Origin of the sequence: Candidatus Cardinium sp. TP (assembly GCF_025215055.1) — a bacterium.
In the GTDB taxonomy this organism is placed as follows: Bacteria; Bacteroidota; Bacteroidia; order Cytophagales; family Amoebophilaceae; genus Cardinium.
The window spans coordinates 19,357-31,462 of the sequence record NZ_JANAVR010000001.1 but is presented as its reverse complement, the minus strand read 5'-3'; the positions used below and the strand labels follow the sequence as shown (position 1 = coordinate 31,462).

The 12,106-nt window shown below is 40.3% G+C and carries 9 protein-coding genes and 2 tRNA genes; 10 read left to right on the top strand and 1 reads right to left on the bottom strand.

Annotated elements, in window-relative coordinates; genetic code table 11:
- Nucleotides 1–72 precede the first annotated feature (72 nt).
- From lpdA to NLX65_RS00130, 7 genes are all read left to right on the top strand, one after another.
- Nucleotides 73–1,467 carry a dihydrolipoyl dehydrogenase gene (lpdA, locus tag NLX65_RS00160; protein ID WP_260535846.1) on the top strand — a complete coding sequence of 465 codons (1,395 nt, stop codon included), beginning with the start codon at nt 73–75 and terminating at the stop codon, nt 1,465–1,467.
- A 203-nt stretch (nt 1,468–1,670) separates the two neighbouring features.
- Complete coding sequence (locus NLX65_RS00155; protein WP_260535844.1) at nt 1,671–2,447, top strand: enoyl-CoA hydratase/isomerase family protein; 777 nt, start codon at nt 1,671–1,673, stop codon at nt 2,445–2,447.
- Nucleotides 2,448–2,986: 539 nt separating this feature from the next.
- Nucleotides 2,987–3,658 carry a hypothetical protein gene (locus NLX65_RS00150; protein ID WP_260535843.1) on the top strand — a complete coding sequence of 224 codons (672 nt, stop codon included), beginning with the start codon at nt 2,987–2,989 and terminating at the stop codon, nt 3,656–3,658.
- Nucleotides 3,659–4,149: 491 nt separating this feature from the next.
- Nucleotides 4,150–5,916: a 30S ribosomal protein S1 gene (locus NLX65_RS00145; RefSeq protein WP_260535842.1), complete on the top strand. Its 1,767-nt coding sequence runs from the start codon at nt 4,150–4,152 to the stop codon at nt 5,914–5,916.
- A gap of 12 nt (nt 5,917–5,928) precedes the next feature.
- Nucleotides 5,929–5,999: transfer RNA gene (locus NLX65_RS00140), tRNA-Cys, on the top strand.
- A 73-nt stretch (nt 6,000–6,072) separates the two neighbouring features.
- Nucleotides 6,073–6,159 (top strand) — tRNA-Leu (locus tag NLX65_RS00135).
- A gap of 342 nt (nt 6,160–6,501) precedes the next feature.
- Nucleotides 6,502–7,617, top strand: a complete 1,116-nt coding sequence (locus NLX65_RS00130; protein WP_260535841.1) for a bifunctional (p)ppGpp synthetase/guanosine-3',5'-bis(diphosphate) 3'-pyrophosphohydrolase — start codon at nt 6,502–6,504, stop codon at nt 7,615–7,617.
- Between the two features lie 23 nt (nt 7,618–7,640).
- Here NLX65_RS00130 and hflX read toward each other — a convergent pair whose 3' ends face one another.
- Entirely contained in the window at nt 7,641–8,840 is a 1,200-nt protein-coding gene (gene hflX / locus NLX65_RS00125; protein ID WP_260535840.1) for a GTPase HflX, read from the bottom strand.
- Between the two features lie 298 nt (nt 8,841–9,138).
- Between hflX and prmC the strand changes: the two genes are divergently transcribed.
- The 3 genes from prmC to NLX65_RS00110 are packed head-to-tail and all read left to right on the top strand — an operon-like array spanning nt 9,139 to nt 11,925.
- Nucleotides 9,139–10,032, top strand: coding sequence for a peptide chain release factor N(5)-glutamine methyltransferase (gene prmC / locus NLX65_RS00120; RefSeq protein WP_260535838.1), 894 nt, complete (start codon nt 9,139–9,141; stop codon nt 10,030–10,032).
- Nucleotides 10,033–10,063: 31 nt separating this feature from the next.
- Nucleotides 10,064–10,921: a porin family protein gene (locus NLX65_RS00115; RefSeq protein WP_260535835.1), complete on the top strand. Its 858-nt coding sequence runs from the start codon at nt 10,064–10,066 to the stop codon at nt 10,919–10,921.
- A gap of 53 nt (nt 10,922–10,974) precedes the next feature.
- Entirely contained in the window at nt 10,975–11,925 is a 951-nt protein-coding gene (locus NLX65_RS00110) for a Ppx/GppA phosphatase family protein (RefSeq protein WP_260535833.1), read from the top strand.
- The last annotated feature ends 181 nt before the right edge of the window (nt 11,926–12,106 follow it).

Sequence of the window (12,106 nt, the reverse complement as noted above, 5' to 3'; positions counted from 1 at the left end):
TTTTTAATTATAATTGTCTACCATATCAGCAACTATCACTTTTTCATATATGCTGAAAGTAAACAACTCATTATGTCTCAGGAATATGATCTTATTGTAATCGGGAGTGGGCCAGGTGGTTATGTGGCCGCTATTAGAGCCGCTCAGTTGGGGATGCATGTCGCGGTTGTAGAGCAAGAAGCACTTGGTGGCGTTTGCCTCAACTGGGGTTGTATTCCTACAAAGGCATTATTAAAAAGCGCCCAGGTCTTTGACTATGTGAACCATGCTGCAGCTTATGGTATTGAAGTAACCCACGCCAAGCCCAACTTTGAGGCTATCATGCAGCGGAGTCGTACTGTGGCGGCTACTATGAGCCAAGGCATCCATCATCTTTTTAAAAAGCATAAAATCGCCATTTTAGCAGGGTGTGGCAAGTTATTACCTCATAGTACCGTTTCTGTTGCCACACCAGCAGGTACAACCCACCTCTACCGTGCACCACACATTATCTTAGCAACGGGTGCAAGAAGCCGTCAGTTGCCCCAACTGCCTATCGATGGCGTCCATATTATAGGCTATAGAGAAGCATTGGCATGTACGAGGCAACCCTCCTCTATAGTGATTGTAGGCGGGGGGGCTATTGGCTGTGAGTTCGCTTATTTGTACCATACAATAGGTACAAAAGTCACTTTAGTGGAGTATAACCCCTATCTATTGCCTTTAGAAGATGAAGCCGTATCCAAACAAGTGATTAAATCTTTTACAAAAAAAGGTATAGAGGTTTATACGGCTACAGAGGTTACCAAAGTGGAGGTGATGGCCGATTCTTCTACGGTACATATGGCTACCCAATCGGGCGTTTTACAGATGGACAGTGCGTTAGTCCTTTCTGCTGTTGGTGTGCAGCCTAATATAGAAAACATCGGCTTAGAGGAAAATGGTATTCTTATGGAAGGAGGGAAAGTTGCAGTAGATCCCTATTATAGGACCAGTTGTAATGGGGTTTATGCGATTGGCGATCTCGTCAAAGGGCCCGCTTTAGCTCATGTAGCATCGGCAGAAGGTATTGTTTGTGTAGAAAAAATAGCAGGTCTTACACCAGATCCATTGAATTACAATAATCTGCCCTCTTGCACCTACCTACAACCTGAAGTAGCTTCTGTAGGTTATACAGAAAAAGCTGCAAAAGAAGCTGGGTATAAGATTAAAGTAGGTACTTTCCCATTTTCTGCTTCTGGGAAAGCACATGCAGCTGGTGCACCAGAAGGGTTTGTAAAAGTGATTTTTGATGCCGAGTATGGAGAATGGTTGGGCGCACATATGGTAGGGGCCCATGTTACAGAAATGATTGCAGAGGTGGTGGTCGCACGTAAGCTGGAAACAACTGCCTATGAGATCCAAAATAGTGTTCATCCCCATCCGACTATGTCCGAAGCCATTATGGAAGCAGTAGCTGCTGCTTATGGAGAAGTGATTCATCTTTAACATAATATGGCGTTAATCTATCGGTATGGTAGGATACAGACTAAAGAAATGGTTGAACTATTTAAATATCCTGTATATTTGGGTATTATGGTTTTTAGCTTTGGAATAAAATGGAATATTGAATGGGGTATATAGAAAAAGTGCAATGTTATCTATTGTCTATTGTTTGGTTAATTAAGCTATAAAACAAATTTGCGTTCAGCATGGAAAAAACAGAATCATTACAAAGTAATCTAGAAGATGGTATTTTAACTATTACCTTTAAAGCCGGCTCCTTTACTTTAACAGATAAAAGGCTTGCTGAATTGCGTAGTGTCATTCAAGACGTATATGACGATGAGGCCATAGAGGGCGTAATTATTACTGGAGAGGGAGAAGAGATCTTCTCCTTAGGCACAGAGGTTGCTGAACTACTCAAGTTAAGTGAATTGAATGCAAGAAAGTTTGCAGAACATGGTCAAGAGGTATTGGCTTTTATAGAAAATTGCCCCAAGCCTATTTTAGCTGCTATTAATGGATATGCTTTCGGTGCTGGCTTTGAGTTGGCATTGGCTTGTCATTTTCGTTTTGCTTCTGAGAATGCTGTTTTTGCCTTCCCAGAGATTTCTTCTGGGGTTATTCCTGGTTTTGGCGGTACGCAGCGGCTGACACAGTTATTAGGCAAGACGAAAGCATTAGAGTACCTCATGACTGGTAAGCGTATGGGAGCAGAAGATGCAGAGCGCATGGGTTTGGTGAGTGAGGTGGTGAGTTATAAGGAAGAGATGCTTAAGAAGGCTAAAAAGTGGCTTACCGCTATTGTCAATAATGCAGATTTAGCACTGGGCATTTTGGTAACTTGTGTAAACGCGGCTGAAAACCCAGATGAAAATGGTTTTCAAACAGAAGCCAATGGCTTTGCCAACTGTTTTAAAGCAGCAGATATTAAAGAACAACTCATGAAGATTGCAGATAAAAAAGTGCTGCTAGAAATGAAATAGCCTACTCTACCTTAGCCGAACTACTATTGGTGTCAACTTAAAAAATATATTTTATTGATTATCAAATAAAAGTATCTATTCGCGCCATTGGTTAATGATGAACTTTACCCCATTAATGGGCGTTTGCTATCATTTCGTCAAGTTAAGGCGCTCATGGTCGCCGATAAAAAAAGTTGGCGGACAGGGGAAACGACGTATACGCATTAGCTATTTCTATCTCTGTGTTAGAATAGATCTCCCTTAAGTTGACGCCGTTGGCCGAACTACTATTGGGTAAGTGCATTTGATGCGGGATAACCATGTATATTTGCCCATCTAATCGTTCGTGTCCTTTGCTTTCTGTCTTTTTTGTAGTCAAAACAGGTTGAGCTTGTCGCGAGTATTCTCTAGTGTTATGCACATCTTTTTTAGAGCATAGTTAGAATAATTTGGATAACATATGTTATTTATCTATACTTGTAGAGTCGGTTCTGTTTCCGATAGATTAAATTTCATGTAGCTGGTTTATAATAAATAAGATGGAAATTAGGCACATAATTATGGTTATGCATAGCCATTTAAATAGATTGTTGTTGGTAGGTGTTTTTTGTTTTCTTTCGTTAGGATTGCCTGGATGCAGTGGTGGTGTCAAAGCTAGATTAGATATACTGGCAGTAGTTGGGGGCAGAAAAACGCCGTGTGAATCACCCATAAGTGAAACAATAGTATCTGATACCTCTAAGAATCAAAAAGAAACCCAAGTTGGGGGAAATGAAGCAAAAGATACGTGTTCTATAGCTGATACCTTTGTTGGTGTGGTTGGTGCTATTGGCGAGCTCAGTTTTGGTGCTTGTGGGGCTGTGTTTGGAGGCGGAATTGGTGCTATTGGGGGTGGTGGTTGTGCTGCTTATCAAGGAAAATATATTCCTTCAGGCATAGCAGATGGTGCTTCTGGCGGTGCGCATTTTCTTTCCTCTGTTGCAGCTCCTGTTGGTGGATATACTTTTCGCATGACTGCGCGTGGGTTAGTATGGGTTGCGCCCTATGCTTTTAATGGTCTTAGGTGGGTTGCTATTAATGCTTATAATGGCATGACATACGTTGCTTCTACTGTTTATGATGGTGCGGTGAATGTAGCTGGCTATTCTTTGCACCAGGGTTCAGATTCGAAGATCGTAGACCCTAATCATGATGATGAGGATGCTCAATTCCTTTGTCCCGAAGCCGCCTAACTTCTTCTAAATGTCCTTTGCGGCTTTTTCTTTCCGCTTAAAAATGCCCCGTGTAAAAATTATGACCAGGAAGGTGCTCAATGGGCAAGGGGGGGGGGATAAAGGGGTATGTCATCATTTGTCCCCATTAAAGCTGTTTTTCTTTTCATCTGTTGAGTTGCGGATTGCTTGCTGTATCTGTTCACATTACTGGTTGATAATGAGCTTTATTCGTGTCTATGCACGACACTGGTCAATAAGGCAATTTTATTTTTACTTTTTTTCTTGATAAAAAAAGTGGGTAAAAATATAAAGCCCTACTGGCTGATTGGTCTTCATATTTTTTTTTTGTAACTTTATCGGTTGTAAGGCACTTTTAGCTACACCAAGCTGTTGCTTTTACATAGAAGTCGGTATATTTAATTTCATTTTTTAATCAACTAAAACAGCATAAAACGCATTGTTTCGCATAGCTGTTTTTAAGTAACCATAAAAGACAATATCTCCCCCTTATGAGTGCAACAGAAGGCGTTTTCAACTGGGATCAATATGACAAAGTTGGTAAATTAGGTAGTACATATACAGATCAAGCAAGAGAAGATATGGCTGCCATATATGGAGCTACCTTAAGCGCTATTAATCAGTATGAAGTAGTAACAGGATCCGTGATAAGCCTCACCAATAAAGATGTGGTTGTAGGTGTAGGGTACAAATCCGATGGGTTAATTGCTGCTTCTGAGTTTAGGGATCTGCCTGATTTAAAACCAGGTGATGAGGTTGAGGTCTATATAGAAGAAACAGAAAATGCCAAAGGTCAATTGGTACTTTCTCGTAAAAAAGCAAAGTTGGTCAGAGCTTGGGAGAAGATTCAACATGCCATAGAATATGGAGAGGTATTAGAAGGCCTTGTCAAGCGCAGAACGAAAGGAGGGTTGATTGTAGAGATTTTTGATATTGAAACTTTTTTGCCTGGTTCCCAAATTGATATCAGGCCTGTATTGGACTTTGATGTCTTTGTAGGTAAAACCATTGATGTAGTGGTTATTAAAATCAATCATACGAATGATAATGTGGTTGTTTCCCATAAAGCATTAACCGAGAAGAAACTAGAAGGGCAGAAACTCGAAATCATGAGTAAGCTTGAAAAGGGGCAAATCCTAGAGGGTTATGTGAAAAATATAACCAAATTTGGTGCGTTTATTGATTTAGGAGGGGTAGATGGCTTGCTCCATAAATTAGATATGGCCTGGAGTAGAGTCAACCATCCAGAGGAGCTCTTCACCCTTGGCCAAAAAGTACGTGTAGTGGTTATTGGCTTTAATGAGGATAAGAAACGTATTTCTTTGGGTATGAAACAACTCCAAGATCACCCATGGGATGCGCTGCCAGAAACGGTTCAGGTAGGCGCTACCATTAAAGGTACCATCACCAATATCGCCGATTATGGTCTTTTTATAGAATTGATGCCTGGTGTGGAGGGTTTTGTATATGTTTTAGATATTTCATGGTCGCAATATTTGCGTGACATCAATGAGCATTATGCAATAGGCGATACCATTGAAACCTGTATATTGTCTTTGGATCGGAAGAATCATAAAATATCTTTGGGAATTAAGCAATTAACTGGAGATCCATGGGAGCAGGATGCATTCTTATCTACTTATGCAGTGGGCGCCAGCCATGAAGGTATTGTGCGTAATCTAACCCATTTTGGTGCCTTTATAGAGTTAGAGCCTGGTATTGAAGGTTTGCTACACGTTTCGCGCCTTTCCGGCACCAAGCGCGTGGCACACCCTGCTGACGTGTTGAAGTTAGGCGAAAAGGTAGAAGTGATTGTACTGGGTATTAATCGAGAAAATAGGCGTCTTTCACTTGGGCTTAAGCAAGAAAATCCATGGGATGCTTGTGAGAAGATTTTCCAAATAGGTACCGTACATAAAGGTACGATTTTGAAAAAGACCCCAGGTCGTGGCGCCATTGTTGAATTGGCTCATGGCATAGAAGGTCATGTGCCTCAGCAGCATTTAATTAAAGTAGATGGAGAGGAAGCGGCAGTTGGCGAAGAGTTAGACTTTCAAGTGTTGAAATTAGCTAAAGCAGATAAAAAAATAATTTTATCGCATCAAATTATTTTTAATCCAGCAGTAGAGGCAAAGACTGAGGGTAAAGTAAAAACGGAGTCAAAAGTCAAAACAGAGAAAGTTCCTAGAGGGTTTGAAGCTTTTGCTGACCTGAAGGAAAAACTAGAACAAAACACACAAGGAGAAGATAAGGCATAGGTATATCCTTTGGGTCGCGTGGCCGAGTGGTTAGGTAGAGGTCTGCAAAACCTCTTACGGTGGTTCGAACCCACTCGCGACCTCTACTATCTATTTTGGATAGATTGAGTAGATTGAAAAAAAACTATTCCTATTAGGTAGTTCCTTTGTTTTTTTGCCTGAGTGGCGGAATTGGTAGACGCGTTGGTCTCAAAAACCAATGATAGTGATATCGTGCCGGTTCGATTCCGGCCTCAGGTACCATTCCATACTATATGCCTAATAGTAAAGAGTAAGCAGTAGTTTTTTTACGCTTTAAGCAAGAAAAAGGTAGTTATATGGTGGCCTGCTAGCTGTGCGAAGGTTATCTAAAAGCATAAAAAGGCCGAACTTGTTTTTTTGATTTTAGTATACTTTATTTAAAATTATAGTTCATTCGTTTTAGAGGGTCTCAAACTTGAAGCATTTCTTCTTCTATTGTGTGCCATACAAATGTATAAAGTTGTAACTTTGAAGCGAAGTAGTAAACTTTACTTGAAGGGAGTCATGAGCCAAAATCCATATATGGAATTGGTTTGTGTAAGAAACTTTTGATTGTATAGAGCCATGAAAAAACATGAAATGCTTGATCTAAATGATTGGAATTTGCATCAGCTTGCAAGGGCAGTTTCTGAAACGCCAAAAGCTATGAAGCACACCTGGTCCAGTATCCAGGAAGCGTGTTCATGGGCAGAAAGCTTTGCAGAGCAGACCCATTCAAAAATGTTTAAGCGCTCTTTAAGGGAGTCTATCCAAGTAGCTGTTATTGCTACTACGGAGATGTCTTTGGGGCTTTCTACGGTTATTGCTGCGATCTTAGCACCACCTTTCTTAAAAGGGTTAGTCAGAAAAGAAGCCATTCAAAGCCGGTTTGGCTTAAAAATAGCTTCTATACTGGTAGAACTGAATCGATTAAAGCGTTGCAAATTGTGTCGTAGCGTTATTTTAAACGGTCGTAGTGCCCCTGATGTAGCTGCACCCCGTATTTTAGCCATCTTGTTACAAATTTGTGACATCATCCGCGTAAACTATAGTGGCGTACCGTTGGAGCATCTGCAGTCAGAACTGCTCTATTACACTAGCACGAAGCTTTTACTTGATCTGAAGTGTTTTTATATTCCACTTGCCCATAGAATGCGGTTATATAATATTCAAGCTAAGTTAGCAGATTTTTGGTTAAAGCATACCTATAGCTTGAGCTATTACTCTATTACTGCTAAGCTCGGTATGACCAAGCTTCAAAGGCAGCAGAAGTTAAACCTTATTTCTGAAGAGGTGGATTCAGCCGTCCAAGCACATGGAATTAATTTTATTTTAAAGAAGCGTATTAAATCTATTTATTCTATTTGGCATAAAATTCAAAGATTAAAGGTTAATGTCGATCAAATACATGATCTTGCCGCGATTAGAGTCATTTTAACAGGTATGGATGGTAAAACCCTACAAGAAGAAAAGATAGCTTGTTGGCGCGTACTGACCATTGTCAGTGATCTGTATAGTCCGATTTGTAATATTATGAGAGATTGGATTAGTATACCAAGAGATAGTAGTTATGAGTCGCTCCATCTTACCTTTGAAACCTATCAATATGGAAGGCTAGAGATGCAAGTACGTACAGAACGAATGGATTATATAGCAGAGCATGGCGAGGCAGCGCATTGGAAATATAAACATTTGGATTAATAGCCTATAAGGCTGAGTAACTGTTAATAATTAGCTTTGATATATCTCGTTACCTGAATCCGTTCTATTACTTCTGTAATCGCTTGTTTTAGCAGGTCGATATGTATATTTTTTGTTGCGGAGATCCAAACGGAAGGGTAACCATCAATGGTGTCGTGATAGGTTGTTGTCTTTAAACCCGTTGCGCTATCTATTGCGTGTGTAGTACTGGGTATGCTTTCCTGATTGATGGCGTCCATCTTGTTGAATACTAAAATCCTTGGCAAATCTACCGCCCCTATTTCTGCTAAGGTTTGATTGACGATGTCTATTTGCTCTTCAAAACCCGCATGTGAAGCATCTATGATATGCAGTAGCAAATCTGCTTCTTTAATTTCTGATAAGGTAGATTTAAAACATTCCACTAGTGTATGGGGTAATTTACGGATAAAGCCTACTGTATCCGTTAATAAGAATGGGTGTCCATTGCATACTACCCGGCGTACGGTCGCATCTACTGTAGCAAATAACTTATTGTCAGCCAAGGTATCTGACCTGGATAGCAGCTGCATTAAAGTAGACTTTCCTACATTGGTATACCCCACCAATGCCACACGAACCAAATCACTCCGACCTTTACGCCTGGTTATACATTGTTGTGCAATGCTGTTTAATTTTTCACGCAACTTCGTGATTTTGTGTTGAATAATTCTCTTATCCGTCTCCAATTCTTTTTCTCCAGGGCCACGCATACCTGCACTACCCCCTTTTTGACTGGAAAGATGGGTCCACATCCTGGTAAGTCGTGGTAGTAAATATTGATACTGTGCTAATTCCACCTGTGTTTTTGCCTGTTTGGTTTGGGCACGCATAGAGAAGATATTCAGGATCAATAAACTTCTATCTAATATCTGACAGGATAGTAATTTTTCCAGATTGCGCACTTGTGAAGGAGAAAGTTCATCGTCAAAGATAGCATAACCAACCTTTTCCGCTTTTATACAAGCAGCTATTTCTTCTAGTTTACCCTTGCCAACAAAAGTAGCACCATGTGGATGGTCTAATTTTTGTATAAATCTTTTAACAATTTTCAATCCCCAAGTATCTGCCAAAAAGGCGAGTTCTATAAGATATTCTTCTGTTTTGGCTAAAGGTTGTTGGGGGGTAACAAGGGCGATTAGGATGGCAGTTTTGTCCTCCCCATGGGCTACCAGGTTCGTTTGATTATGCCTGTGCGTTAACATGATGATTAAGTAAATTATAAAAGCAAAATACGAAACACAATTTTATAAAAAAAATTACAAAAACCAATTTAACCTTACTAATTTTGTAGACCGTTGTACTATATTTTATCAACCTTAGTGGCTATTTCACATGTAGACCAAATAACATCCGATGGGTGATACGTTTTTATATTAGTTTATCCGTGAACTTTTTATATGCATTACATGTACGATCAGGCAAAATAGTTGGTTGAGTGGGCTGGCTACAAAAAGCGCAAATAGGGTGGCTTACCTTAGCAAATCATATTACAAATATCTCATGAGTTTACTTTTTAATGCAGCATCTCCTGTAGTGTCCATACCCCTTCGCACGCTATCAGATCTATTGTGTAAAGCGCTAGCATTGCCTATACCCAACCCATTAGAATGTCGTGCTATAGTGCAGCAGTTGTTGGCTGCTTATTTACAGGTTGAGCTGGCAGACTATATACTCAATCCACTGTGCACCATTTCACCTGCCCTTCAAAAAAAGTTGTTAGATGCAGTCAGTAGACTAAACAAGCATGAGCCCATTCAATACGTTATTGGCGCTACTTATTTTGCAGGTAATCGCTTGAAAGTAACGCCTGCTGTACTTATTCCACGACCAGAAACAGAGGAGTGGGTCACATTTTTAATGCATCAACTTTCGCCTCCCACCTCTATCCTAGACATAGGAACCGGCAGTGGTTGTATTGCCATTACCCTCAAGCAGCACTTCCCACAGGCAGCAGTAGATGCCATTGATATCAGCAAAGAAGCACTAGCCATTGCTGCTTATAATGCAGCGCAGTTAGGTGTAGCCGTGCATTTTATAGAAATGGATATTCTAACGGAGCCACTGCCTGCCACCCATTGGTCCTTAATCGTTAGCAATCCTCCCTATGTGCGTCTGCAGGAGCAGTCCCTTATGCATGCAAATGTGCTAGACTATGAGCCCCATTTAGCTTTATTTGTGCATGATGGATTGCTATTTTATAGGCGGATTATCCAACTTGCGGTGCGTCATTTGAGTCTCAATGGGATACTCTGTTTAGAAATCAATGAAGCATTAGGCGAAAAGGTTGTAGATTTGCTATATCGTGCAAATTTTAAGCAAATATGCTTATATAAGGATATGCATCAAAAAGAAAGATGGGTGATAGCCGTGCTCGAAGATAAGCATGGTAGCTGAGTGTACATTTCAATATTGGTATTTAATAACTATGCGGTCCCTATTAAACATACGAACCTTATTCCTAATCGTTGCCTATGCATGGTTTAACGTTACCCCCGTTGGGGCCAATCCTAGCAATCAGGTGCCAGGTACCAGATATGCTTGGCTCCCTGAAAAAGCAGATCCTCCGATGGAAGTAGCCAATAGACTTGAAGGCCATCTGCCTATAGAAGACAAAGCGGGTTTGCCCTTGGTCAAAGGGGGCCATAGCAATGTAATGGATCTTTTACACCGCTTTTTGGTTGCTAAGCCCATGCAGCTACCTAGTTACACCCCTCTTGTACAGCAGATTGGGTTGAGAATAAATTGGTTGGCCTTCCTACGGAACTTGTGGCCCAATGGGCAGAGACGCTATGGGGGAGGCGTTGATCTCCATTTCCGTGGTCCCATACAGTTGTCGATTGATTTTGGCTATTTGTCTGATCAGCCTAAAGAGATAGGCTATACCAACGTATTAAGCTATCGCTCAAAAGGTGGATATGTCTTAGGCGCCCTTTTGTATGTCTTCCATCTGAATCGTCTGAGTAATGCTTATTTTGGTGTTGCTTATGGGCAGAGTCGTTTTGACCTGATTACCTTTTTTAATGATCATACCTCTAGCGTCAAGCCCTTTGTAGCAGGTTGGATAAAGTGCGTGGGCGTTTCTGAGCTTAGATTCGCAGCGCAACTCTATGGAGGTATGCAGTTTAGCATAGCCCACTTTTTGCATGGCAAACAAAATGATGATCCGCGTGTGTCGAACTATTCTATTCCAGGCTATGGCAAAGTAGTACATAAAATCATGCCCGATATCGTATTGTATCTTAAATGGAGTATTTCTTTCTTAGAAAAGAAAATCGTTATTTAGATGTAGAGTGTGCCACACCATAAACCATAGAACAGCTTTTTAATTTTAATAACATGTCCAAACTAGCTGTTATTGATTTAGGTACGAATGTTATAAATGTATTGGTAGGAGTAGTTGACCAAGAAACATATACCATACTTTATGAAGAAAAAATTACAAGAGCAATGGTACAGCATCCCTTGTACGGGATGCATATCTCATTAGAAGAGCAAGGCAATATTGTAGCTACCTTAGTAGCGATTAAAAGAAAGCTAGATATAGATGGCGTTCGTTGTATTGTTGCCAAGGCGACCAGCTTCTTACGCGATGCACCTAATGCAGCTGAGATCATTGAAGCGATTCGTCTTGAAACAGATATTCAAGTAGAAGTTATTTCCGGTATAGAGGAGGCTACGTTAATTTATCATGGTATTAACTCTTGCTTTACCTTAACAGATGCACACGGTTTGATTATTGATATAGGTGGTGGGAGTGTGGAATGTATTATCTTTAACCATTTCGAACCATTATGGGAAAGAAGCTTTGAACTCGGCATACGCCGTGTTGCTGCTCAGTTTGCTTATAGCGACCCTATTACCCCTCCTCAAGTAGCCCTTTTAGAAAACTATTATCGTACGGCTTTGGCCCCGCTTTTTCTGGCCACTAACCGCTATAGACCCAGTCAACTCATTGGCAGTTCTGGTGCTTTCCGTACATTGTTGATGTTGTACAAATGCCACTATAACTTTTTACCTATTCAAACAAAAAATAGTAGTATAAAAAGGGTGTCGGCAGAGCAGTTTTTTAACATCTATCATGTTATACAAACCACACCTGTGCATATTTGGCAAAAACAACTTCCTATTGAACCCGTTTTTTTAAAATTAATCCCCTTATCAGCTATCCTTATTAAGGTGATTCTGACGACATGTAAGCTCAAAGAGATTATTATTTCAGATACTTCTCTAAGAACAGGTTTATTTATACGAGAGTGGGGCCGCTTAAAACAAGAAAGGTTGATTTAAAGGGTTACAACAACTATATAGCTCCTGTAGATATAGACGCAATGTGCTCGTTCCCAATGTATGCGCCGCTCATCTTATGTAGCCTAATATAATCTAGTTTGCTACAAACCTTTTTGGATTGTTTCCATAATAACTGTAGATTAATGATGTTTTTCTATTAAACTTTATTGTTTTTTGTCTA

Bases quoted from the DNA above. Each gene is read 5' to 3' on its own strand.
- lpdA (WP_260535846.1), top strand. From the start codon at position 73: ATGTCTCAGGAATATGATCTTATTGTAATCGGGAGTGGGCCAGGTGGT.
- NLX65_RS00155 (WP_260535844.1), top strand. From the start codon at position 1,671: ATGGAAAAAACAGAATCATTACAAAGTAATCTAGAAGATGGTATTTTA.
- NLX65_RS00150 (WP_260535843.1), top strand. From the start codon at position 2,987: ATGGTTATGCATAGCCATTTAAATAGATTGTTGTTGGTAGGTGTTTTT.
- NLX65_RS00145 (WP_260535842.1), top strand. From the start codon at position 4,150: ATGAGTGCAACAGAAGGCGTTTTCAACTGGGATCAATATGACAAAGTT.
- NLX65_RS00130 (WP_260535841.1), top strand. From the start codon at position 6,502: ATGAAAAAACATGAAATGCTTGATCTAAATGATTGGAATTTGCATCAG.
- hflX (WP_260535840.1), bottom strand. From the start codon at position 8,840: ATGTTAACGCACAGGCATAATCAAACGAACCTGGTAGCCCATGGGGAG.
- prmC (WP_260535838.1), top strand. From the start codon at position 9,139: ATGAGTTTACTTTTTAATGCAGCATCTCCTGTAGTGTCCATACCCCTT.
- NLX65_RS00115 (WP_260535835.1), top strand. From the start codon at position 10,064: ATGCGGTCCCTATTAAACATACGAACCTTATTCCTAATCGTTGCCTAT.
- NLX65_RS00110 (WP_260535833.1), top strand. From the start codon at position 10,975: ATGTCCAAACTAGCTGTTATTGATTTAGGTACGAATGTTATAAATGTA.